Annotated in this window: 24 protein-coding genes and 1 pseudogene; 19 read left to right on the top strand and 6 right to left on the bottom strand. The window is 38.3% G+C overall.

Translation table 11 applies throughout. The features are described 5' to 3' along the window. Positions 1 to 42: 42 nt before the first annotated feature. The 5 genes from SOI76_RS15625 (at position 43) to SOI76_RS15605 (ending at position 6633) form a co-directional block, all read left to right on the top strand. Complete coding sequence (locus SOI76_RS15625) at positions 43 to 198, top strand: hypothetical protein (protein WP_165382809.1); 156 nt, start codon at positions 43 to 45, stop codon at positions 196 to 198. An 80-nt stretch (positions 199 to 278) separates the two neighbouring features. Continuing rightward, complete coding sequence (locus SOI76_RS15620) at positions 279 to 1586, top strand: TolC family protein (RefSeq protein WP_000348405.1); 1308 nt, start codon at positions 279 to 281, stop codon at positions 1584 to 1586. Beyond that, entirely contained in the window at positions 1586 to 3076 is a 1491-nt protein-coding gene (locus SOI76_RS15615; RefSeq protein ID WP_000945699.1) for an efflux RND transporter periplasmic adaptor subunit, read from the top strand. The genes SOI76_RS15620 and SOI76_RS15615 overlap by 1 nt, the downstream gene beginning before the upstream one ends. A 14-nt stretch (positions 3077 to 3090) precedes the next feature. Beyond that, positions 3091 to 6237: an efflux RND transporter permease subunit gene (locus SOI76_RS15610; RefSeq protein ID WP_000561666.1), complete on the top strand. Its 3147-nt coding sequence runs from the start codon at positions 3091 to 3093 to the stop codon at positions 6235 to 6237. A gap of 33 nt (positions 6238 to 6270) precedes the next feature. Continuing rightward, entirely contained in the window at positions 6271 to 6633 is a 363-nt protein-coding gene (locus SOI76_RS15605; protein ID WP_000911302.1) for a copper-binding protein, read from the top strand. A gap of 71 nt (positions 6634 to 6704) precedes the next feature. Here the strand turns inward: SOI76_RS15605 and feoB are convergent, their stop codons facing one another. From feoB to SOI76_RS15590, 3 genes are read right to left on the bottom strand one after another with little or no spacing between them, the layout of a single operon-like run. Beyond that, entirely contained in the window at positions 6705 to 8534 is a 1830-nt protein-coding gene (gene feoB, locus SOI76_RS15600) for a ferrous iron transporter B (RefSeq protein WP_001086233.1), read from the bottom strand. Then, on the bottom strand, positions 8524 to 8784 hold the full coding sequence (locus SOI76_RS15595) for a FeoA family protein (protein WP_001048218.1): 261 nt from the start codon (positions 8782 to 8784) through the stop codon (positions 8524 to 8526). The genes feoB and SOI76_RS15595 overlap by 11 nt, the downstream gene beginning before the upstream one ends. An 11-nt stretch (positions 8785 to 8795) precedes the next feature. Beyond that, on the bottom strand, positions 8796 to 10103 hold the full coding sequence (locus SOI76_RS15590; RefSeq protein WP_000537300.1) for a cation transporter: 1308 nt from the start codon (positions 10101 to 10103) through the stop codon (positions 8796 to 8798). A 75-nt stretch (positions 10104 to 10178) separates the two neighbouring features. Between SOI76_RS15590 and cadR the strand changes: the two genes are divergently transcribed. The 12 genes and pseudogenes from cadR to SOI76_RS15530 all read left to right on the top strand — a co-directional run bounded on the left by cadR (position 10179) and on the right by SOI76_RS15530 (position 20130). After that, positions 10179 to 10571 carry a Cd(II)/Pb(II)-responsive transcriptional regulator gene (gene cadR, locus SOI76_RS15585; RefSeq protein ID WP_000480874.1) on the top strand — a complete coding sequence of 131 codons (393 nt, stop codon included), beginning with the start codon at positions 10179 to 10181 and terminating at the stop codon, positions 10569 to 10571. 224 nt (positions 10572 to 10795) lie between these two features. Then, a complete protein-coding gene (gene arsC / locus SOI76_RS15580) occupies positions 10796 to 11230 on the top strand; it encodes an arsenate reductase (glutaredoxin) (RefSeq protein WP_000213577.1) in 435 nt (144 codons plus the stop codon). Positions 11231 to 11285: 55 nt separating this feature from the next. Next, entirely contained in the window at positions 11286 to 11609 is a 324-nt protein-coding gene (locus SOI76_RS15575) for a metalloregulator ArsR/SmtB family transcription factor (RefSeq protein ID WP_000373080.1), read from the top strand. Between the two features lie 6 nt (positions 11610 to 11615). Continuing rightward, a complete protein-coding gene (locus SOI76_RS15570) occupies positions 11616 to 12089 on the top strand; it encodes an arsenate reductase ArsC (RefSeq protein WP_000670223.1) in 474 nt (157 codons plus the stop codon). Positions 12090 to 12096: 7 nt separating this feature from the next. Next, positions 12097 to 13137, top strand: a complete 1041-nt coding sequence (gene arsB / locus SOI76_RS15565) for an ACR3 family arsenite efflux transporter (protein ID WP_000068658.1) — start codon at positions 12097 to 12099, stop codon at positions 13135 to 13137. Between the two features lie 4 nt (positions 13138 to 13141). Next, on the top strand, positions 13142 to 13846 hold the full coding sequence (arsH, locus tag SOI76_RS15560) for an arsenical resistance protein ArsH (RefSeq protein WP_001052988.1): 705 nt from the start codon (positions 13142 to 13144) through the stop codon (positions 13844 to 13846). Between the two features lie 18 nt (positions 13847 to 13864). Beyond that, a pseudogene (gene trxB, locus SOI76_RS15555) lies at positions 13865 to 14817 on the top strand (thioredoxin-disulfide reductase). Positions 14818 to 14921: 104 nt separating this feature from the next. Further along, a complete protein-coding gene (locus SOI76_RS15550) occupies positions 14922 to 15989 on the top strand; it encodes an ArsO family NAD(P)H-dependent flavin-containing monooxygenase (RefSeq protein WP_000080827.1) in 1068 nt (355 codons plus the stop codon). Positions 15990 to 16285: 296 nt separating this feature from the next. Continuing rightward, positions 16286 to 17104, top strand: a complete 819-nt coding sequence (locus SOI76_RS15545) for a hypothetical protein (RefSeq protein ID WP_000835370.1) — start codon at positions 16286 to 16288, stop codon at positions 17102 to 17104. Positions 17105 to 17511: 407 nt separating this feature from the next. Beyond that, on the top strand, positions 17512 to 17784 hold the full coding sequence (locus tag SOI76_RS15540) for a type II toxin-antitoxin system HigB family toxin (protein ID WP_000770669.1): 273 nt from the start codon (positions 17512 to 17514) through the stop codon (positions 17782 to 17784). Then, positions 17774 to 18997 carry an ImmA/IrrE family metallo-endopeptidase gene (locus SOI76_RS15535; protein WP_000394712.1) on the top strand — a complete coding sequence of 408 codons (1224 nt, stop codon included), beginning with the start codon at positions 17774 to 17776 and terminating at the stop codon, positions 18995 to 18997. The genes SOI76_RS15540 and SOI76_RS15535 overlap by 11 nt, the downstream gene beginning before the upstream one ends. Before the next feature lie 2 nt (positions 18998 to 18999). Then, on the top strand, positions 19000 to 20130 hold the full coding sequence (locus SOI76_RS15530) for a beta family protein (protein ID WP_000975797.1): 1131 nt from the start codon (positions 19000 to 19002) through the stop codon (positions 20128 to 20130). 338 nt (positions 20131 to 20468) lie between these two features. Here SOI76_RS15530 and SOI76_RS15525 read toward each other — a convergent pair whose 3' ends face one another. The 3 genes from SOI76_RS15525 to SOI76_RS15515 all read right to left on the bottom strand — a co-directional run bounded on the left by SOI76_RS15525 (position 20469) and on the right by SOI76_RS15515 (position 23086). Beyond that, a complete protein-coding gene (locus SOI76_RS15525; RefSeq protein WP_104080765.1) occupies positions 20469 to 21665 on the bottom strand; it encodes an MFS transporter in 1197 nt (398 codons plus the stop codon). Between the two features lie 15 nt (positions 21666 to 21680). Then, a complete protein-coding gene (locus SOI76_RS15520; protein ID WP_104080764.1) occupies positions 21681 to 22091 on the bottom strand; it encodes a RidA family protein in 411 nt (136 codons plus the stop codon). 68 nt (positions 22092 to 22159) lie between these two features. Next, positions 22160 to 23086, bottom strand: coding sequence for a DMT family transporter (locus SOI76_RS15515; protein WP_104080763.1), 927 nt, complete (start codon positions 23084 to 23086; stop codon positions 22160 to 22162). A 238-nt stretch (positions 23087 to 23324) separates the two neighbouring features. Here SOI76_RS15515 and SOI76_RS15510 point away from each other — a divergent pair, with 238 nt between their 5' ends. After that, the gene (locus tag SOI76_RS15510; protein ID WP_002117245.1) at positions 23325 to 24452 is read left to right on the top strand and encodes a Re/Si-specific NAD(P)(+) transhydrogenase subunit alpha; all 1128 of its coding nucleotides are present in this window, start codon (positions 23325 to 23327) and stop codon (positions 24450 to 24452) included. Between the two features lie 11 nt (positions 24453 to 24463). Further along, positions 24464 to 24778, top strand: a complete 315-nt coding sequence (locus tag SOI76_RS15505) for a proton-translocating transhydrogenase family protein (RefSeq protein WP_000230434.1) — start codon at positions 24464 to 24466, stop codon at positions 24776 to 24778. Positions 24779 to 24781: the final 3 nt, after the last annotated feature.

Here is a 24781-nt window from a genome sequence, read left to right as displayed (position 1 = left end):
TTACACAAAATAATTTACAGGCTCTCTGAGCAAGATTGTATTATGTCTTTTGCCAAGATTGCTTATGCCAACACTGCTCAAGATATTTCGCACTCAATTGTGTTCTCTCCAATAGAACGCTCTATTTTTTATTCTCCAGATCAAAACCTTCCTTCTCCATACCCTTCTGGTTTATGGAAACCCCCACGCTCTAACTAATCTGATGATTTTTTATCATTCATAGATTTTTCTATGGATGTTCTGCACGCGCGCGTGTACATCTTTTTAGAGCTAGAAATATGGACTTTTATAAAGAAAAACTGTCTCGAAAATGGGGGGGATGGTCAATAGCTGTGGCTTGCTTCTCTTTGACCTATGGTCATGCTTATGCCCAGCCACTGACCTTGGATACAGCTTTGAATCTTGCTGAGCAATATGCACCTACCCTAAGAGCAAATAGCGCCCAGATTGAAGGGGCTGAGGATATGGTTTCAGCTTCAGGTATTTTACCTAACCCTAAACTATTTGTGGGCTTAGATAATTACCCTGTATCTGGCGATGCTGCATGGTCAGTCACACGAGAAGGTATGACTATGCAAAAAATTGGCGTGATGCAAGATTTTCCAAATCGTGCCAAAAGACAAGCTGAGGTCGATTTAGCAAAAGCTGAACTAGGTTCGGCCAATGCTCAAACTGAGATTCTGCGTATTGAGTTACGTCAGAAAGTCGCATCTGCTTGGCTTAAGCGCTTTTATCTTGAACGTAAATTAGCACTATACGATGAACTGTTTTCAGAGAATCGATTACTTTCTCAAATTACTCAAACACAGGTCATCTCTGGTCGTACAATCATTGCCGATGCACTTGATCCAAGACAAGAAGCCACGGTATTGCTTGACCAGAAGGATGATTTACTTCGTGATTTAAATAAAGCCAAGTTGGAGTTGCATCGGTTAGTCAGTGCAGAACCTACTGAAAATCTCTCTCAAATTGAAACCTTACCTGACCAAGCACCATCTATCTACCTTGATAGATCAAAGCTATATCATCATTTGCATCAACATCCTGAATTAAAAGCATTTCAGGCAGAAAAGCAAACTGCTGAAGCAAAACTGAAGCAAGCTCAGGCTTTACAGAAACCAGATTGGGGTATTGAACTTGCTTATCAGCATCGAGCACCCGAATTTGGCGATATGATCGGGGTGCAACTAACAACAGAGCTTCCTGTGTTTTCAAAAAGACGTAGTAGTCCACTCATTCGGGCAGCTTTAGCCGAACAAAACAGGATTACTGCCGATCAAGAAGTCCAATACCGTGACCATCTCACTATGCTAGATGATGGGTTATCCGATCTTGATGCACTTGATCAGCAAATTAGACGTGCGATGCAAACAAGTATTCCACTCGCTAAACAAAAAGTGGGTTTACAGTTGGCAAGCTATCAAGCAGGTAAAAGTAATTTATCTAATGTTATTGCTGCTCGACAAGCTCTTTTAGAACAGCGTTTGCGTCTCATTGATCTCCAACAGCAACAGGCTGTGACTAAAGCCCAACTTTATTATGCCTTTGAAGAACCGACCTTAAACCATGTTGAGGGGCAGCCATAATGTTAAGAAATAAATTAGCAGTTACTGTCATGGGCGTTGCGGTAATTAGTCTGGCTGCGGGTGGTGGCGCTGGATACTGGATTGCACATCAGAAATACAATCCTCAATCAGGTCCGCAACAGGCTGCCAAAGTGTTGTATTGGTATGACCCAATGAAGCCTGAACAGCATTTTGATAAACCGGGGAAATCGCCATTTATGGACATGCAACTGGTTCCTAAATATGCAAATGAAAATACTACGATGACTGAAGACAGTTATCCTGCGGTTAAGATTGATCCATCCCTCCAACAAAATTTAGCAATCCGTTATGCTTCAGTCGAACAAGCTGTGATGGGAAATGCTTTGTTAACCAATGGTATATTGCAGACCAATGAACGACAGGTAGCTATTTTACAAACAAGGGCAAGTGGTTTCGTCCAACGAGTGTACGGACATGCCGTTGGGGATATGGTGACGCAAGGCAGTCCCATAGCTGATATTTCAATACCCGAATGGACAGGAGAACAAACTGAATTTCTAGCTGTACTTCGAACTGGAGATCGTTCTCTTATTCAGGCAAGCCGACAACGTTTACAGCTTTTAGGAATCCCACAAAATGTGATTAATCAAGTCGAGCGGACACATCGAGTGCAATCCAATATGACTTTAAGTGCACCTGTGAGTGGATTTATTGATTCGTTAGAAGTCCGCAATGGAATGGCTTTAGCTATGGGGCAAACGCTTGTCACTATCAAGGGGATAAGCCCAATCTGGTTAGAAGCATCTGTTCCAGAAGCACAAATTGCCGGGATAAAACGGGGAATGAAAGTTGAAGCTACTTTTGTTGCATACCCTCAAATAGTGTCCGGTAAAGTTATTGATATTTTACCAACTTTGGATAGCACGAGTAGAACCATAAAAGTTCGTATTGAGTTGCCCAATAGAGAGGGACTGCTCAAGCCGGGAATGTTTGCTTCTGTTAAATTCTCCAACAACCCACAAAGCAATTTAGTTATACCAGAGCAAGCTGTTATACGTACAGGTACTCGGAACGTTGTCATTGTGGGACATGAGCAAGGGCATTTTGAACCTGTTGTAGTACATTTAGGTCAAAGTGATGGCAATAAAATTGCAATTCTACAAGGGTTGAAAGCTGGTCAGAAGGTAGTAATTTCAGGGCAATTCCTGATTGATTCTGAAGCAAATTTACAAGGTGTATTGGATAAGCTGAACACTGGACAATCGATGACTTCATCCCAAGTGGTTAAGACATCAATATATCAAGGCATTGGTAAAGTTGAAAAAGTCACAGCTCAAGACATTACCATTTCACATCAGGCGATTCCTGAGTTGGGTTGGGGGGCTATGACTATGAGCTTTAAACAACCAGTGCAACCATTTACCCAAATTCAGCAAGGCGATCAGGTCCGTTTTAGTTTTACACATGCTAGAGATACTTACGTTATTTCTGACATTTCCAAGATGTCTATGACATCTATGAAGAACTAAACGGGAGGACGATTATGATTGCCCGTATTATTCGTTTTTCAATTGCGAATCGTGTATTTGTCCTGTTGGCCGCTTTAATTCTGGCTGCTTGGGGAACTTGGGCCGTAAAGAATACTCCGGTCGATGCATTACCAGATTTGTCTGATGTACAAGTAATTATTCGAACTAATTTTTCTGGTCAGGCACCACAAATTGTTGAAAATCAGGTGACCTACCCTTTAACAACAACCATGTTATCGGTACCGGGTGTTAAAACTGTTCGCGGTTATTCTTTTTTTGGTGACTCATTTGTTTATGTCATCTTTGATGAACATACTGACCTTTACTGGGCCCGTTCTCGTGTATTGGAGTATCTAAATCAAATTCAAGGGAAAATGCCTGCAAATGCGAAATCTTCATTGGGACCAGATGCCACTGGCGTTGGTTGGGTTTATGAATATGCATTAGTAGACCCAACAGGACAGCATGATCTTTCGGAGCTGAGAAGCATACAAGACTGGTTTTTAAAGTATGAACTGAAGACATTACCTAATGTGGCTGAAGTTGCCACAATTGGGGGAATGGTTAAGCAATATCAGGTTGTCTTAGACCCAAGCAAGATGGCTACTTTAGGTGTCACACAAAACAATGTCATTGAGGCGATTCAAAAAGCTAATCAGGAAACTGGTGGTTCAGTTCTGGAAATGGCTGAAACGGAATATATGGTGCGGGCTTCTGGTTATTTAAAAACTTTAGATGATTTTCGCCAAATTCCTTTACGAACAAATAGTTTCGGTGTTCCTGTTTCTTTAGGTGATGTTGCAACTATTCAACTTGGTCCAGAAATGCGTCGTGGCATCAGTGAATTGAATGGGCAAGGTGAAACGGTTGGGGGTGTCGTGATTTTACGAGCAGGTAAAAATGCACGTGAAACGATTACTGCTGTGAAAGCGAAGCTAGCTGAATTACAACAAAGTCTACCGAAAGGTGTACAAGTTGTTCCTGTATATGATCGCAGTCAATTGATTGATAGAGCAGTAGAAAATCTCAGCCATAAATTAATTGAAGAGTTTATTGTGGTGGCTTTAGTCTGTGGACTATTCCTCTGGCATTTACGTTCAGCAATGGTGGCTATTGTTTCTTTGCCGCTTGGGATTTTATCTGCTTTCTTGGTGATGCATTATCAAGGGCTAAATGCCAATATCATGTCGTTGGGTGGTATTGCTATCGCGATTGGCGCTATGGTCGATGCCGCAATTGTAATGGTTGAAAATGCACATAAGCATATCGAAACTTGGCAACACGAACATCCTGAGCAAGTCTTGGAAGCACAAGTCCGTTGGAACATCATTACACGTTCTGCCAGTGAGGTCGGGCCAACTTTATTTTTCTGTCTACTCATCATTACCTTATCCTTCATTCCTATTTTTACTTTACAGGCACAAGAAGGTCGCTTGTTCTCACCACTGGCATTTACTAAAACCTATGCAATGGCAGCAGCAGCAGGTTTATCCATTACCTTGATTCCCGTTTTAATGGGTTATTGGATTCGAGGGAAATTACCTTCTGAACAGCGTAATCCACTGAACCGTTTTCTGATCAAAATATACAGCCCTATGTTGGATAAGGTTTTAGCTCATCCAAAGACAATTTTACTTGGTGCATTGCTAATTTTCCTTATTAGTCTTTTCCCTTTAACACGGTTAGGTGGGGAGTTTCTACCCAATATGGATGAAGGTGATTTACTGTATATGCCTTCAGCTTTACCGGGATTGTCCGCAGCAAAAGCTTCTGAGCTACTCCAACAGACTGATCGAATGATTAAAACCGTTCCTGAAGTTGCAACAGTATTCGGTAAAGCTGGTCGCGCAGAGTCAGCCACAGATTCTGCACCATTAGAAATGTTTGAAACCACGATTCAGTTCAAACCACGGTCTGAATGGCGTTCAGGTATGACACCTGACAAATTGATAAAAGAACTAGATAAGGCAGTCCAAGTACCGGGTTTAACAAACATTTGGGTGCCACCTATCCGTAACCGGATTGATATGTTGGCAACTGGGGTGAAAAGTCCAATCGGGATTAAGGTTTCAGCAAATGATCTGCAAGATATTGATCGGGTAGCACAGCAAATTGAACAAGTGGCTAAACAGGTGCCCGGTGTTAGTTCAGCTTTAGCTGAACGGCTCACAGGTGGTCGATATGTTGATGTTGATATTAACCGTATGCAGGCTGCGCGATATGGTCTCAATATTAAAGATGTACAGCAAATCGTCTCATCAGCGATTGGCGGGGAAAATATTGGTGAAACTGTTGAAGGCTTGGCACGGTATCCCATTAATGTACGTTACCCACGAGAGATTCGAGATTCACTGGAAGCCTTAAGAAATTTACCGATTCTAACTGAATCTGGTCAACAAATAGTCTTGAGTAGTGTTGCTAATATTCAAATTACAGATGGGCCGCCAATGCTTAAAAGTGAGAATGCCCGTCCAAGTGGTTGGATCTATGTCGATGTACAAGGACGTGACTTAGCTTCGGTTGTACAAGATTTGAAGCAGGCCATAGACCAAAAAGTAAAACGTTCTTCTGCCATGAGCATTAGCTATTCAGGACAGTTTGAGTTCATGGAGCGTGCGAATGCTCGCTTAAAAGTTGTTATTCCAATTACTTTGATGATCATTTTTCTATTGCTCTATTTGATTTTTAGGCAAGTACAAGATGCTGTTCTGATTATGGCAACACTACCTTTTGCCTTGATTGGTGGTATTTGGGCTATGTACTTGAGTGATTATCACTTTTCGGTTGCGATTGCTGTTGGTTTTATTGCACTTGCTGGTGTTGCCGCAGAGTTTGGTGTAGTCATGTTGTTCTATTTAAAGCAAGCAATTGAGCATGCACAGCAAAGCCTATCTTCTTCAACGGCATCCTTAACAGAGCAACAACTCAATAAGGCAATTCATACAGGAGCCGTGCTACGTGTTCGCCCTAAAGCAATGACAGTCGCTGTCATTTTGGCGGGGTTAATCCCTATTCTGTTGGGGACTGGAACAGGTTCTGAATTAATGAGTCGTATTGCTTTACCTATGGTTGGGGGGATGATTTCAGCCCCTCTCTTATCTATGTTTGTTATCCCTGCGGCATATCAGCTTTTAATCAAAAGAAAACTATCAAAGAATTGATAGTTTTATTATTTCGTCAAAAGAGGTTTTATTATGTTGAAATTTATGAAAATTGTGGCTCTTGTTGCAACTGTTGCTGCGTTAAGTGCATGTAGCAAAAATGAGGCATCAGAGCAAAAGAAAGCGGAAGCACCGATGGAGCAGATGAGTAAAGAGTCATCTACAGTTGCAACAGCTCAAGCTGTTGGTGTGATTACTGCTATTGATACGAAAGAAAATATTCTAACACTCGACCATGAAGCAATTCCTGCAATTAAATGGCCTGCAATGACCATGGGCTTTAAAGTTGCAGATCCAGCATTATTGAATGGTTTAACTGTAGGGGAAAAGGTTGACTTCGAATTAAAAATAGAGGGTGAGAGTCAGATTATTGTTGCTGTGAAAAAAAGCTCATAATCAGTTTGATACTTAAAAGAAAAATGGATGCGAAGGCATCCATTTTTCTTTATGAAATATTCTTATTTTGATTAAAGTCTACTAATAAGCTGATATGTAATGAAGGCAAAGAAATACGCAAGCCCAAATAAGTAAGTCGCCATAATAACAGGCTGTTTCCAGCTACCAGTTTCACGACGAATGGTCGCTAATGTTGCAAGACAATGTGGTGCGAAAATGTACCAAACTAATAATGACATCCCTGTAGCTAGCCCCCAACCATCAGGACCAGAGATTTGACTCAACAATGTTTGAGTTACAGTATCTTCATCTCCAGACATAGCATAAATTACACCTAAAGCAGCAATGACAACTTCCCTTGCAGCCATAGCAGGAATTAATGCGATACAGATTTCCCAAGTAAAGCCAATAGGTGCAAATATAGGCTGAATAATGTGTCCAAGTTGTCCAGCTAAACTATAGTTGATAGCAGGCATCGTGGCATGCTCAGGTGGTTGAGGGAACGTAACCAACACCCAAAGCAATATAGATAATGCTACGATAATACCACCAACTCTTTTTAGAAAGATCGTAGCTCGATCATAAAGTCCTAATGCAACGTTTCGAATATCTGGCAATCGATAAGTAGGCAACTCAAAGATAAAAATACTTTCTGTTTTATCTTTTCTAACTAGTTTCAAAAATAAAGAAACACATAATGCTGAAACAATTCCAGCCATATATAGTCCAAAAAGAACTAAACCTTGTAGGCTCAACCAACCATAAACTAATTTGTTTGGAATGAATGCCGCAATTAGCAAAGCATAAACAGGTAATCTTGCAGAACAAGTCATTAATGGCGCAATCATAATGGTTGCTAGACGATCTCTTTCCGAACTAATGCTTCGTGTTGCCATGACACCAGGAATAGCACAGGCAAAACTAGACAATAGTGGAATAAAGGAACGTCCACTTAAACCAGCTTTGGACATTAATTTATCCAAAAGGAATGCTGCTCGTGGCAAATAACCTGATTCTTCTAAAATTAAAATAAAGAAGAATAAGATAAGGATCTGCGGCATATAAGCCAAAACACTACCCGATCCAGCGATTACCCCATCAACAATAAGACTTCTAAGTAATGGATGAGTAATAAGCGGGCCAATTGTATTACCTAACCAAGCAATTGCATTTTCAATTAATGAGATAAAAGGTTGTGCCCAGATAAAAACGGCTTGGAACATGACAAACATGGTAAGCGTTAGGATGACTAAACCAAGTACAGGATGTAAGAAAATTTTATCCAAGAAAGCTGTTCTTGCATCACCGTTATCATTTTTTAAAATTACCTGTTTAGTAATATTTTTAATCTGATCAAAATGATTCAGATCAGAATGATAAGGAGTGACAAATAGATTTTTTTGATCTAATTGATTTAGTAGTTCTTGCACGCCTTTAGTTTTAACGGCAACAGCCTCAATAACAGGGATACCCAACAATTCTGATAGCTTATTAATATCTATCGAAATACCACGCTTTTTGACCTCATCCATCATATTTAAAACAAGAAGCATTGGTCGATTCAATGCCCTTATTTCAAGCACAAGACTTAAATGTAAATGTAAATTAGTGGCATCAACCACACATACATATATATCAGGTAGAACCTCACCCTCAAGCTCACCTAAGCATACAGCCCTTGTTACCTCTTCATCTAGACTCGTAGGCTTTAAGCTGTATGTGCCGGGCAAATCTAAAACTCGAACTGATTCACCAGAAGGTAGTTTAAAAAAACCTTCTTTCCGCTCAACAGTAACACCAGCATAATTAGCTACTTTTTGACGAGTACCTGTTAAAGTATTAAAGAGAGATGTTTTCCCACAATTTGGGTTACCAATAAGTGCAATATTTTTACTGTTCATTTGAAACAATCTCTACAAAAATTCGTTCAGCTTCATTCTTTCTTAACGCAAATCGAGAAGTTTCAATTTGAACCAATACTGGATCACCACCGAAAAGTCCCTTAGCTAGAACTTGTAAAGTTTCACCAATTCTGAAACCTAACAATTCAAGTCGTTCGAGAACTGGATCATTTTTATCTAAATATTGGTTACCTTTTTTTAGGTCAACAATTTTGACAAATTCGTTTGGTTTAACTTGGAATAAATTCATTTTTAATACTCTTATTTCAATGCCAAAATTTTTCGAGCACCGTTAAGTACGAAAAGTGAAACAATTATTCCTATAACAAGATCTGGATATGCGGAACCTGTCAAAGCAACTAGTATCCCTGCACAAATCACACCAAAATTGACTATGATATCATTGGATAAAAAGACCCAACTAGCCTTCATGTGTGCACCATCATTTTTTTGATGAGACATTAGGTATATACAATAAAAATTGGCAATTAGCGCTAAAGCAGCAATTCCAATCATCAAGAAAGACTCTGGCTCACTACCATAAATGAACCGACGCACAACATCTACAATTACAGAAGTAGCGAGAATTAACTGTAACCAGCCTGAAAGATGCGCTGCTTTTAATTGTTTTTTTACACTTTTACCAACAACAAACAGTGCTATACCAAACACTGTGGCATCAGCAAGCATATCCAATGAGTCAGCAATCAAGCCTGTAGAGGCAGCTACCAAACCACTGATAAACTCTATAAAGAATAATAGGAGATTAATCGCTAAAAGAATTTTTAAAACTTTTGCTTGTTCAGACGTATCTGCTTTTTCAGGCATTTCACCCACAGAGGCAGCGGTACTTTCAAGTTTGGCTCCAAAACCAAGTGCTTCAAGTTTGCTAGTAATTTCATTAAGACCATCATTATGAAAAACTTTTAATTTCCGATTAGGTAAATCAAATATTAGTCCTTTGACCTCACTCACTGGAGACAATGCCATACGAACCATTTGCTCCTCAGCAGAGCAATCCATTTTCGGAATCAGAAACGTACTGATTTCTTTTGCATGCTCTTTATTTACATAGGCTTCAGTTTTATTTAATTTAGCGCCAAACCCAAGAGCTTCAAGTTTTGCAGTGATTTCATTACTTTCACCATTATGCATAACTTTTAGGTTTCGATTCGGCAAATCAAAAACTAGCCTCTTAACATTTACCAAAGAAGATAAAGTCATCCGAACCATTTGTTCCTCTGCGGAACAATCCATTTTAGGGATTTTATAGTCACTGATGAAAGTCGCTACACCCTCATTATCACTGATTATCTCAGGTGAACTTATTGAATCTGGGGTGCAACATGAGTTTGACTGCGTAGAACATGGCTGAGTACTAGCACAAGAATCTTTTTCATCTGGCTTAGATTGTTGTGGTACTTCATTACCACAACAAGAGCTTTTACTTTCTTCAGCAGTTAAATCTTTACTGTTACCAGAATTTGTTTCTGATTCATTTTGATTTTGCTTAGTGTCTTCACAAGAACTTTCTTTATTACAACCGCAACCACTCATTGATGTGCCCATAGTCATATCTTTACTTATTGCATATTAAAATCTCTATAGCTACTATAGAGTCAAGTTGGATTTTGAGTATTTCTAATGTTTATGAAGATAGGAGAGCTCTCTGAGAAAACGTCGTGCTCAGTACTGACAATACGGTTTTATGAAAAAGAAGGTTTAATCCCGCAACCTGATCGAACTCAAGGTAACTATAGACTATATACTGAAGATTACATTGATCGGTTGAAATTCATTGTGAATTGTCGTTCTTTGAATATGAACTTAATTGAAATCAAAAAATTACTAAATTATAAGGATCTGCCTAATCTAAATTGTTCTGATGTGAATGAGCTTATCGATTCACATATTAACGATGTAGAGGAAAATATTCGGAATCAGCAGAAACTCATACAGCAGCTATTAGAAATAAGAAAGACTTGTGATGGGTTATGTACAGTGGACAAATGTGGTGTACTGAAGAAGTTAGCCTGAATAAAAAGTTAGTGATCACATTTGTTTCTCAAACTTACTGATACGTATATTGGCTTATTTAATATTATTGCTAAATTCTTAATCTAAAATGAATTGTTTACAGCAGTTTTTCAAATTTAACTAGCTTATTTAATGGATTGTATTTTGCAGACCATCATATATGAAGTTGCATATATATGCTAATTCATATATAAAGATATTAATATATTAGAGGTCCCAGTTTCATGACAACTTCATTAGATGTAAAGATTTATCACAATCCTGCTTGTGGCACCTCTCGGAATACTTTGGCTTTGATTCGCAATACAGGAATTGAACCAACCGTTATTGAATATCTCATTACACCACCTAGTCATGACGAATTAGTTAAATTGATTCAGGATGCAAACTTAACAGTAAGAGAGGCTATTCGTCAGAATGTAGATCCTTATCGGGATTTACAGCTTGATCGTAGTGATTTGAGTGATGAACAACTACTCAGTTTTATGCTTGAACATCCTATTTTGATTAATCGACCATTTGTTGTTACTGAATTAGGTACTCGCTTAAGTCGTCCTTCAGAAGTTGTCTTGGATATTCTGCCATTACCACAAAAAGGTGCTTTCACTAAAGAAGATGGTGAACAAGTGATCGACGAAAATGGTCAGAGAGTAAATTAAAAAATTTAGTTCTTGTATGTGATTATCTGCATATCCAAATTTATAGGTAGCAAAGATGGATCAAGTTAATTTTTTTAAATGCTTATCAGATGAAACCCGTCTCAATATTGTCACTTTAATTGCTGAGAATAAAGAACTCTGTGTTTGTGATCTGACAGAAAAGCTACAACTGAGTCAACCAAAGATTTCTAGGCATTTAGCTTTATTACGCTCTTCTGGTCTCTTACAAGACAGACGACAAAGCCAATGGGTGTACTACAGCATTAATCAACAACTTCCAGCATGGTGTTTTGAAATTCTAGATACTTTGAAAAAAACATCATCTAGTCAAGTTGTAAGCAATACCAACACGCTTTCTATAAATAGTTATTGTGAGTAATAGATTATGAAATTCCTTTTTTTGTGTACTGGAAATAGTTGTCGTAGCATTTTGTCTGAAGTGCTTTTTAACAGTCGTGCTCCTCATGACTGGAAAGCATACAGTGCGGGTAGTAAGCCATCAGGACAGGTGCATCCATTGACTATTGAAACTTTGGAAAACCTTGGTCTTTCAACAGAAGGTTTATGGAGTAAAACCATTGATGACTGTGAGCAATATAAACCTGATGTAGTGATTACTGTGTGTGATTCAGCAGCTCAAGAAGCTTGTCCTCTTTATTTGGGGGGAGCGATCAAGGCACATTGGGGCTTGGCTGATCCATCACATTTAGACTTGCCTAAAGAGGAAAAATTAAAAGCTTTCCAAGTGACAGTAGACCATATCAACCGTCGTTTAGATGCTTTATTTGCACTTGATACAGCAAATATGTCTCGTCCTGAATTAATTGCTGCAATCAATCACATATCAGATATTGAATGAGAAAATCATGGCTCAACAAAGACTGTCATTTTTAGATCGTAACCTGACGCTATGGATTTTCATTGCGATGGGGTTGGGGATTGCGATAGGTGTCTTCTTACCTCAAGCTTCCGTTACTTTAGACAAAATGAGTGTGGATTCTGTCAATATTCCAATTGCGATTGGTTTGATTCTGATGATGTATCCACCGTTAGCCAAAGTGGACTATGCAGCTCTACCACAAGTATTTAAAGACAAAAGAACATTAACTTTGTCTTTAGTACAGAACTGGATTATTGCTCCTGTATTAATGTTTGCATTAGCAATTATTTTTTTGCATAGCTATCCAGAGTATATGACTGGACTAATCCTGATCGGATTAGCTCGTTGTATTGCAATGGTTTTAGTTTGGAATGGTTTAGCCTGCGGCGATAACCAATATGTAGCAGCATTGGTTGCATTCAATAGTATCTTTCAGATTTTGTTCTTTAGTACTTATGCTTGGTTATTTCTTACCTTCTTACCACCTTATTTTGGTATTGCTGGGCAAGTAATCAATGTGGATTTTTGGACGATTACCCACGCGGTATTAATTTACTTGGGTATTCCTTTTTTTCTTGGTTTCTTGACCCGTTTGATCTTAGTCAACGCCAAAGGCTTAGAGTGGTACCAAAATGTCTTTTTACCGAAGATCAGTCCATTAAGTCTATTGGCATTACTGTTTACTATTGTTGCTATGTTTAGTCTCAAAGGTGGAGATGTAGTGAGTCTGCCTTTGGATGTAATTCGAATTGCGATTCCATTAACAATTTACTTTATCGTAATGTTCTTCATTAGTTTCTTTATGAGTAAGTGGATGGGTAATGACTACCCAAAAACTACAGCAATTTCATTTACTGCTGCGGGTAATAATTTTGAGTTAGCACTGGCTGTAGCCATTGCAACCTTTGGTTTAGCATCGCCTGTGGCATTTACTACAGTCATTGGGCCATTAGTTGAAGTACCAGTTTTGATTGCTTTGGTCAGTGTCTCTTTATGGCTAAGAAAAAAGTATTTTGAATCGGTGTAAATCTATGAATCTCCCAAATGTTGATATGAATCTTCTTGATCGACCTACTTTAGAGAAAGTTCAAGCTAAAGCACTGGATCATGCACCACGCATCTTATTGTTATATGGCTCGAATCGTGAACGTTCTTATAGTCGTTTAGCGGTGATGGAAGCAGGACGAATCTTGGAGGAGTTTGGTGCTGAGGTGAAAATCTTTCATCCGAAAGGATTGCCTTTGCCAGAAGATGCCGATACTGAACATCCAAAAGTAAAAGAATTGCATGAACTTTTGGCTTGGTCAGAGGGTATGGTTTGGTGTTCACCTGAGCGTCATGGTTCTATGAGTTCTATTTTTAAATCCCAAATCGACTGGATTCCTTTGGCTGGTGGTGCAATACGTGCGACGCAAGGTAAAACTTTAGCACTTATGCAAGTTAGTGGTGGTTCACAATCTTTTAATAGCGTTAACCAGATGCGTATTTTGGGGCGCTGGATGCGGATGATTACAATCCCGAATCAATCTTCAATTCCTAAAGCCTTTTTAGAGTTTGAAGAAGATGGACGTATGAAAGCATCTTCTTATTACGATCGTATAGTAGATGTGATGGAAGAACTCTATAAGTTTACATTACTTACGCGTGGACAAAGCCTGTATCTAACTGATCGATATTCTGAGCGTAAAGAATCTGCTGAAGAATTATCTAAACGTGTTAACCAGCGTAGTCTGTAACACATTGGAGAGAACTAAATGCAAAGTAGACATTCACGTCTGATAATTCTCGGTTCTGGCCCTGCGGGCTATAGTGCAGCTGTCTATGCAGCGCGTGCAAACCTTAAACCTACTTTAATTGCGGGTTTACAACTAGGTGGGCAACTTACAACAACACCGAAGTTGACAACTGGCCGGGCGATCCTGAAGGTTTAACTGGTCCTGCATTAATGGATCGTATGCAAGCACATGCTGAACGCTTTGGTACAGAACTCGTCTATGACCATATTAACGAAGTGGACTTAAACGTACGTCCTTTTGTTCTAAAAGGTGATATGGAAGAGTACACATGTGATGCTTTGATTATTGCAACTGGTGCTACAGCTCAATATCTTGGCCTAGAGTCTGAACAAAACTTTATGGGACAAGGCGTAAGCGCATGTGCAACATGTGATGGTTTCTTCTACAAAAACCAAAAAGTAATGGTTGTAGGTGGTGGTAACACTGCTGTTGAAGAAGCGCTTTATTTATCAAATATTGCTTCACATGTAACGCTAGTACACCGCCGTGATAGCTTACGTTCTGAAAAGATTTTGCAAGATCATTTATTTGCTAAAGAAAAAGAAGGCAAAATCAGCATTATCTGGAATCACGAAGTTGAAGAAGTATTGGGTGACAATACTGGTGTAACAAGTGTTCGCCTTAAATCAACTCAAGATGAGTCTAAGCAAGACGTAGAGGTTCATGGTCTATTCGTTGCAATTGGCCACAAACCAAATACTGGAATGTTTGATGGTCAATTAAACTTACGTGATGGCTATATCCAAGTACAAAGCGGTACTTCTGGTAATGCAACAGCAACTTCTGTAGCTGGTGTTTTTGCTGCTGGTGACGTCGCTGACAGCATTTATCGTCAAGCGATTACTTCAGCTGGGTCAGGCTGTATGGCTGCTCTAGATGCTGAAAAATATCTAGATCAATTGAACGATTGAAAAGCTAATTCAATCACTTGAAAGTTTTAAGAAATAAGCCCAGTCTGTTAAACAGGCTGGGCTTTTGATTTTGTTTATGACAATAAAGAAGAGGGAGAGATAATTTGTCTCAATTACAAGCTGAAGTAGATGTAGTCATTATTGGTGGTGGACAAGCAGCTCTTGCTACAGCCTATTTTTTAAAACGTAAGAAAATTCCATTTGTGATTTTAGATGACCAAAATCAGGCAGGTGGTGCATGGTTACATGCTTGGGAGTCTTTACGTCTTTTTTCTCCAAATACTTGGAGTTCGTTGTCGGGCTGGATGATGCCAAAAACTGAACAAACTTATCCAACGCGGAATGAGGTGATTCAATACTTATCTGCATACGAACAACGCTATCAATTTCCTGTCATTCGACCTATACATGTTGATCATATTGAGAAAAAAAATGACTGCTTAGATGTATATGCGGGTGATAAATATTGGCGAGCAAAGGCCGTTGTCAGTGCTACAGGTACATGGAGTCAGCCTTATATTCCACATTACGAAGGATTAGAAAGATTTAAAGGAATACAAACCCATTCAGCACATTATGTTAATCCAGAACCTTTTATTAATAAAAAGGTTCTAGTGATAGGAGGAGGTAACTCTGGTGCTCAAATTCTTGCTGAAGTTTCAGAAGTTGCAGACACTATTTGGATCACAGTAAATCCTCCTCAATTTTTATCGGATGATGTTGATGGGCGTGTTTTATTCCTTCGAGCAACAGAACGTTTGAAGGCACAACAGGAGGGACGAATAGTTGATCAACCCATTGGTGGTCTAGGGGATATTGTCATGATTGATAGTGTCAAAGATGCACGTGAACGTGGGGTATTACATAGCAGAGAACCCTTTAAAGCATTTAAAGAATATTCGGTTGTTTGGGAGGATGGTTCAACACAATTGGTTGATGCTGTGATTTGGTGTACAGGCTTCAAAGCATCCCTAAATCACTTAAGGAGTCTAGGAGTGATAGAACCTAATCAGACTGTTGCTGTCAATGATGGGCGTTCAATAAAAATAAACAACCTTTGGCTAGTTGGTTATGGTGAATGGACAGGCATGGCATCGGCAACATTAATTGGGGTTTCTAGAACAGCCAAAGCAGTAGTCGATGAAATAGCTGTTTACTTAGCTATAGATTAAAAATTCTTAAATAAAGGATGGCTAAAGATATAGAAGGTTTATATATTTTTTATATCAAACACTTATATTTTTTTTTGGTGGTATTGGTTCTAATTTAGTTAGTGATCAATAACTGGAAAATTTTAACTAGACTCTAGTTGCTTAATATAATTCCCAATAAAACTAGTCTACTGTTTATATACTCTTTCATGAGTAAGGAGGTATCTGAGTACTACAAAAGTTGTTATTACTCAGATACCGACAGATTTAATTGAGCTAATTACACTGTAAGCAGAACCAATTACAGAGATGAAATCATGAAGTCTATAGATGAAATAAAAGCTCAAGAGGTATGTGTAGCTATTCTATTAGATAAAAAAGCTACTAATACGCAAGCCAAGATACTTCCTAGTGAAAATATAATCATTGATAGGTTACTTGAGCGTAAAGTTGAGTTACAACATGCTTATAGTGAGTTGTATTCAAAACTAGGGAAATATCATCAAGCCCTCACAAATTTTTTAGATTTGTTAGTAGAAATTACTTCAATGCATAGTCCAGAGGAAGTAATAAAGTCTAGAGCTGCTCAGAAAAAATTGAATGAGATTAATCAGCAAATTTCTATTAAAGCTCATGAATTAGCAGCTCTCCTAGAAACTAGATCCGAGTTAATAAATACTTCTGGCTTTATGACAGATACCCATTATCACATTGGTAATGTAATTCGTGAAGCATCTCAGAATAATCCGTATTTTAGAACATCTTTGCTAGATAAATTAAAGCAACTCCAAGGTCGGTTTGATCTTAAATATTGGCCTCGGTTAGATGATGTAATGAAAGTTATCGCTGAAGATGCAAGAATGGCCGTACCTATTGCTATTGATTCTATTACTGAAGTGGCAACAAGAGGTGAGAGAGCTTCCTTAGTTGATTATTTTAGAGCTTTATTTGAAGCTATTGAATGTAATCGTCAGAAAGAATATGGTTTCTTACCTAATGACTTTAAGTTAACAGATAATACAATTGCTACTTTAGCTAATTGCGCCTTAGCTTTAGAGCCAAAAGAAATGATTGATGGCCTATATGTGAAAAATTTTAGAAGTCGTGAACGCAAACGCATAGGTAGTGACTCCTAATTTTAAATATGTGGACAAGTCTGGATTTGTCCACATACATAAAACAATCTATAGACTACCTATCCCTATAACAGAAAGTATTTTTACTGTTATTTATTATTTAAGATCATTAGAGGTTAGTCAGACTGTAATTCTGTTAGAAAGACCGTGACTAAATTAGGTTTTGAATGAAGGAATTATGGGCAGCTTATGTCAATTCAATATCTAACATATCAAACTTTAAATATTGATTTATTTAATTAAATTTATTCTTTTATTTCAAAAAAATCTAACAAAGACCATATCACTGATAAATATTTAAGCAATTAAAGTAGTTCTCAATAATTAGTTTATGATAATTACCAAAATGGGAATTGAGTTGTATTTTGAAATGGTGTAATTTATTCCCAAATTGGGAATATTTTTAAATGAAGCTTTTAGGTCTTGAAAAAATAACAGTGATTGAGTGTGAGTTTGCTAAAAAATGGCTCATAAGTTGGATCTCTGAAATACGTGATGCTCATTGGCGGGGCGCGGAAGATATTCTGAAACAATTTCCAAAAGTATCTATTTTGGAAAATCAATGTTTCGAATTTTCGATACATAACTCTAAATGGGTTATTTGTCTACAAATCGCGTTTTCTCAAAGAATAGCGATTATTAAAGCTGTAAACATTAAAGGTGCTAACAATGGAATTTAAAGTTATTCGTACAAGAGAGCAGTATCAAGCTTATCTTGACGAAGTGCATTCTTTAATTATGCTAAATCCGGCTATAGGAAGTCCTGAGAGTGATCGGTTGGAATTATTATCGGTTTTAATAGAAGATTATGAAAATAAACAATATCCGATAGAGGCGCCTGATCCTATTGATGCAATTCTATTTAGGATGCATGAGAAAGGGTTAAAACAAGCTGATTTGGCCCCATATTTTGGTACTACTAGTAGAGTTTCTGAAGTTCTTAATCGAAAAAGAGCTTTAACCGTAGATATGATCCGAGCATTATCTGTAGGGTTGGGACTGTCGGTAGAGACATTAATTGGTTTATCAAATTCAAAGAATACATTAGATAAAAATAATATTGATTGGTCTAAATTTCCTGTTAAAGAGATGAAAAATAGGGGGTGGTTAAAAACATTTCTTGCTGATACGGCAGCATCAACTGAGAGTATTATCCAAAAATATATTGCTCAATCAGGGTTACAAATCGGCTCAGCTTCTTTTAAACGAAAGTTGTCTGGTGATGCCCAAACACCTAATACGATGTATGCACTGTATGCGTGGCTAGCTAGAGTCATTCTCCAAGCTAGAGATAAGAAAGATAGTCTAGGAAAATATGACCCTAATTTAATAAATAGTAATTTTTTAAGAGAGTTAGCTCAATTAAGCTGGTTTGAGCATGGGCCAATATTAGCAATTGAATACTTAGAAAAGCATGGAATTGCTGTAGTCATTGAGCCTCATCTTAAGGGTACGCATCTTGATGGAGCGGCATTGAAGGACAGTGACGGCACTCCTATTATTGGGCTAAGTTTACGATATGACCGATTGGATAATTTTTGGTTTACGTTACTACATGAATGCGCACATATTTGGAAGCATGTTGATGAAACAGAAGCATTTCTCGATGATTTAGATTCATCAAGTATGGAGGATCGGAGGGAGGCTGAAGCAAATCGATTGGCAAGAGAGGCATTTATACCAAGAGGAGTTTTGAGACGTACAGAGGCATTTATCTCACCAAGTAAAGAATCTATTGAAAAGTTGGCTAAAGAGTTGAGAGTTCATCCAGCAATCATTGCAGGGCGTATTCGAAAAGAGTTGGGAAATTACACCTTATTTTCAGACTTGGTTGGTCAATATCAGGTCAAGGCATTATTAACCAATTCTCATTTATTAAGTGTTGAGGAGTAGAGATGATGAAAATTCCAGAATATGTCCCAATCATGAAAGCGAAGCAAGGTGAATTTGATGCGATAAAACCTATTAGGTCTGAGCAGTTAGAATATCAAATACAGCCAACTTTCCACCCTTTATTTGAAATGCCTAATATTTATAAAGAAGGGGTTTCAAGACTTGTTGATATTAATAGCCGTTGCGAGAAAATAGGGAAATTATGGAGTGGAAATATTGCTTTAGTGGATGGTTATTTTTGGAAACCATCTGAAGCTTTATTGGAGAATGGTGAGCATTTCCTAACCTATACGTATAACAAATTGTTTGCATTAGGAGTAAAGGTAGTTCCTGTAATTGGTTATGACCGTTGGTTTGATCAAATGAGCAGTCTTTATCATCAAACAATGAAAAATTTAAATTATCCAGAGGCTCCTTATTTTTGTATTAGATTAGATGGTGAGGCAATGTATGATATTGATGAACCTGATTTTTTCAAAGAACAACTAGAATCAATTATTTCTGATTTAAAATTAGCAGAAAATAATTGTTCTATATTATTAGATTTTGGGGATGTAAGTGTCAATCGTATAACAATTGAACAGATGCTAAGCAAGTCTAGAGACTTTTTAGAAGTATTAACTGAATATGATTTTAAATACATTTCTATCAGTGGAGCTTCATATCCTTCAAGCGTTGCAGAAGCCATTGAAGATCATGATACGGATGGTCCAGTACTTCGAAAAGAAATGGTTGTATGGCAGACTTTAAGAAACATGTTCCCTAATGTTAAATTGAAGTTTGCAGATCATGGAGCAAGACATCCAGCTCCAGAAAAGCAGATTATTAATCAACATACGAATGGAAAAATTATCTACACTATAGATAAAAATTACTATGTCGTAAGAGGCCATCCATTTTCTAGAGATGGTGGAAGTCATGGGCATAGAAAGCAGCTAGCAATGAGATTAATTAATTCTATCTATTATGAAGATGTAAGCTTTAGTTGGGGAGACAATAAAATCTTTGAATGTGCGCACGGTATTAATAATTTTATAGGAAATCCTACGCAATGGGTTGCAATTGATACGAGCCACCACATTCGGTATGTCTTAGAGGAAATAGGATCTTTTGAGCTAGCTTATCAAAAATAGATCAAATAAAAATCCAGCCATTCATAAATGGGCTGGATTTTTAAATTATTTTTCAGTAATTAAATTTTTACACTAAATTTACACCATGAATTTTATTTTTGTTTCTAAGTTTTTAATAATAAATGATATTTTATTTTAGTTGATCCTATCCATCATAGGCGCGACAGAAATACGAGGTTGTAACGATTGAAGTGATTGCATAACCAATAGACCCAAAAGTCGCTAAATTAATGAAAGGGCAGCATTATACGGGGTTTAGCCTTGAATCGACAGTGGCATTTAACCGAGTAATTTATAACCACCCTTGTGTTAAATATAGAAAGATGATTTTTAACAAATTACTTTATAGCTAAGCCATTTGCTTTTTTTTGTAAGAAAGCATCAATCACGCTAAATAAAATACAAAACACAACGAGCCCCACACCTGCAAGGCAAGTCATAGTCCATCCACCACGATTCCATGCAAAAATCCCTAATGCCGAACCACCAGCACCACCAATAAAGTAAGTAGTCATATAAATAGCATTAATACGAGATTTAGCATCTGGACGTAAACGGAAGATAATACTTTGGTTGCTGGTGTGAACAAGGGCAAGTGCTAATTGAATTAGAGCAAAACCAATAACATAAGCTGAAAGTAGAGTTTGTCCGAAATAGAAACAAATCCAACTTACCAAAAACAGCCCACAGCCCATCCAAGTGAGGAGGCGTGTATACCCTTGGTCGGCATATTTACCAATATAACGTGTAGATAAAGCACCAAAGATACCAACTAGCGGGACTAGTCCGATAAATAGATCAGGTAAATGATGTGCCGAGGTGAGAAGTAATGCGATGGTGGAATATAGAATACTTACTGCTGCAAAGGCGAAAGCACCTGTAAGCGCTCTTAATAATAGTCGCTTTTCCTCTTTTAATAGTTGAGCCATGGAAACAAAGATTTGCCCATAGTTCATTTTCATGCGCATGACATAAGGTAGACGGCTTTTTAAGGTAAATGCCAACAGAAGCATTAATACGCCGCTGACGACATAGACTACTTTCCAGTGGAAAAGGTTGGAAAATAAGCCAGCTAAACTGGTAGAGAGTAAAATTCCGACCAATAAGCCACTCATTAAAAAACCAATGATCTCGCCAGTTTTCTCGGGTTTTACGGTCATGGTTGCAAGTGGGATCAGGACTTGCGCAGCAACAGAAAATAATCCCGCTAAAATTGTACCAATCCACAACATGGGTAAGTTCACAGCAAAAGCAGATGTGAATAGACCAACTGCGCAAAGCACCATCAAAAACGGAATAGCTTTGGCTTTATTGACAATATCACCCAATGGGACAATAAAGAGTAAACCGAGGGCATAAGACACCTGAGCAAATGTCACTGTTAAAGCGGCTTGTGCTTGAGTTACAGCAAACTCTTGCTGAATAGAGTGAATTAGAGGCTGACAATAATAATTCACACCTGCACATAAACCGCATGCTGCTGCCATCAACCAAAGCAAAGGTTTATTTTGACTGATATCTTCAGGGGTAGACATGACGTTCTCTCAGTTTTATTGGGTGTATGCCGTTGCTTCAACTTCAATAAGCATGTGTTCTAGCGCAAGGCGCGGCACAGGAATAAGTGTACAGGCAGGAAAAGGATGATTTTTCCATAAATTTTGCATAATTTTAATCAAAATTTGATGTTTTTCGACCGAGTGGTCAACAACTAAAACTCTCAATACAGCAATATTGCTAAGCTCTGCATTGGCCGCTTTTAAAGCATGTTGAATATTATCAAAAGCTTGGTTTACTTGTTCTTTAAAACTTGGGCTTAATTCACCTTGGGAATTTTCGCCTCCTTGACCTGCTACATGAATAATATTCTTAAAGCTTTCCACTACAGCAACATGACTATAAGCGTTTGGCGTTGGATTATATAAAGTTGATGGATTTATGATTTTAAAAGTTTCTTGACTCATTGGAACTCAACCGTTTATTAAAATTTAGATGAGTATCCAACCTCAACTTAAGTTGAGGTCAAGAGAATTTAATGTTTTAGTCTTTTCTTTCTGAGTGTAATCATCATGACACCGACAATATTAAGAAGGCAGCCGACCCATTGCCACATATTGAGATGTTCATTTAAAAAAGCCACAGCAAGTAAAATTGTTAAAACTGGTCCGATCGAAGCGATCATTGCTGATTGAGAGGCACCTAATCGTTCAATGCTTTGCATGAGCATAACGGTGGGTAACACGGTAACTAAAAAGCCTAAGCCAATGCCATACCAAATTACACTAGAGGGGAGTTGTAATAAAAGTTGAATAGGTTGAGGTGTGCTTAATACGTAATGAGTTAATGTGCCGATACAAGCCACAGTTAAGGCTAACCCTGTGAAATTCCAAGAGCCAAATTTCTTAATGAGAGGTGGAGTCAGCAATAAATAGCCAGCGAAAGCCACGGCACTTGCAAATACGAAACTTGTCCCTAACCAGAAGTTGCCCTGAATTGGTGCGTTGTTGTGCTCCTGAAGCATAACCAGCACGGTTCCACCATAACTAAGAAAAATGGCAAAGAAACTTTTTACATCTAATTTTTGTTTGTAGAGTAGGCTTGAAACAATTACGGTGAGAGTGGGATATAAAAATAGAATAATTCGTTCTAGAGAGGCACTAATAAACATAAGACCCATGAAATCGAGCCAACTTGCTAAGTAGTAGCCTAATAGACCGGCAAAAATTAAAATTAGCCAATCCTTCTTTTTTATGCCCTGATTATGATGCCTGTTAAACCAGCAAATTAATAGAAAGAACGGTAAAGCGCTTAACATGCGTAAAGCCATCAGGACTGTACCGTCGACTAATGGAGAAAGGGCATAAGTCTGTTTAATAAAGATTGCTTTGGTACTGAATAGAAACGCAGAGCAAAGCGCAAAAAAAGACCCGATTTGAAACGATGATAAAGAAATTTTCATATACAGGACTGTATAAGAGAGACTATTGTCTGTAAAAAAAGAAAAATCTTCCTATATTACACCTCAAATCAAATATCGTGAATCATCAGTTCAAAATATGGGTATTTATTAAATAAATATTGGGTGGTATTTTAAAAAAGTTCAATTAGAATCCAAATTCTGTACAAAGAATACACATGGGGGAAACATTGCAGCTTGCAATGTTTTTGACAATGAGAAATTAGCTTGAGGAACGCTCATGCAGATCGGAATCCCAACCGAAACTGTCGTCGGTGAAAATCGTGTAGCTGCTACGCCAGAGACAGTAAAGAAGTTGATTAGCGCTGGTCATAGCGTTGTGATTGAACGTGGTGCTGGTGTAAAGGCTGCGTACATTGACAGTGCTTATGAACAGGTCGGTGCAACCATTACGGATGATGCCTATACGGGTAGTCAAATTATTTTGAAAGTTCGCGCTCCACAGGGCGGGGAAATTCAGAAACTTGCAGCAAATACTGCTGTTGTAGCAATGTTTGATCCTTATCGTAACACCGAGCTAGATCAGTTTGCGAATCAACAGGTGTCTGCTTTTGCTCTAGAACTGCTTCCTCGTACGCTTTCTCGTGCACAAAACATGGATGTGTTGTCTTCTCAAGCAAACTTAGCTGGTTATAAATCAGTTTTACTTGCTGCTGCTGAATATCAACGCATGTTCCCAATGCTTATGACTGCTGCGGGTACCGTAAAGCCTGCGCGTGTTGTGATCATGGGTGTTGGGGTTGCAGGTCTTCAGGCGATTGCAACTGCAAAACGTTTAGGTGCAATTGTTGAAGCGACTGACTTGCGTCCTACGGCAAAAGATCAAGTTGAGTCTTTAGGCGGTAAGTGGTTAGACGTACCAATGTCTGAAGAAGAGCAACAACGTGCAGCAGACGCCGCTAAAAATGGTTATGGGTGGATGCCGGGTGAGCAGTACATCAAAGACCAAGCTGCCATTGTAGATAAAGCTGTTTCTAACGCAGACATCGTGATTACGACTGCATTGTTACCAGGTCGTGATGCGCCGCGTCTGATTAAAGCTGAAACTGTTGCCAAGATGAAACCAGGCTCTGTCATTTTAGATATGGCTGTTGAAACTGGTGGTAACGTTGAAGGCTCTAAAGTGGGTGAGACTGTATTTACTGAAAATGGCGTGAAAATTTTGGGTGTTCCAAATATTCCGGCAACTGTAGCAACAGAAGCTTCTGCATTGTATGCGCGTAACGTTTTTAATTTCGTAGAGACTTTATTCGACAAAGAGAAAAACTTTGCGATTAATCAAGAAGACGAAATCCAAAAAGCCCTATTGGTCACTCATGGCGGTCAAGTACTGCTTAAGCGTGGTTAAGGAGATTTCTCATGGTTGAGACTATTACAATTTTCGTCCTTGCCATCTTCGTAGGTTATTACGTGGTTTGGGGTGTTACGCCAGCTTTGCATACACCACTTATGGCGGTAACCAATGCTTTGTCATCTATTATTGTGGTAGGTGCGATGTTGCAAACTGTAGGTCTGCCAGTTTTAGGTGTAGATGCTAACGTTGCATTTCAAAGTGTGAATGTGGTGAGCGTACTCGGTGCGATTGCAGTATTTTTGGCAAGCATTAATATTTTCGGTGGCTTTGCAGTAACTGCACGCATGCTGGAAATGTTCAAGCCTAAGCAAAAGAAATAAGAG

It is taken from the genome of Acinetobacter pittii, from assembly GCF_034064985.1.
In the GTDB taxonomy this organism is placed as follows: Bacteria; Pseudomonadota; Gammaproteobacteria; order Pseudomonadales; family Moraxellaceae; genus Acinetobacter; species Acinetobacter pittii_H.
Note: the sequence above shows the minus strand (reverse complement) of the source record. Positions and strands in the feature narration are given on the sequence as shown.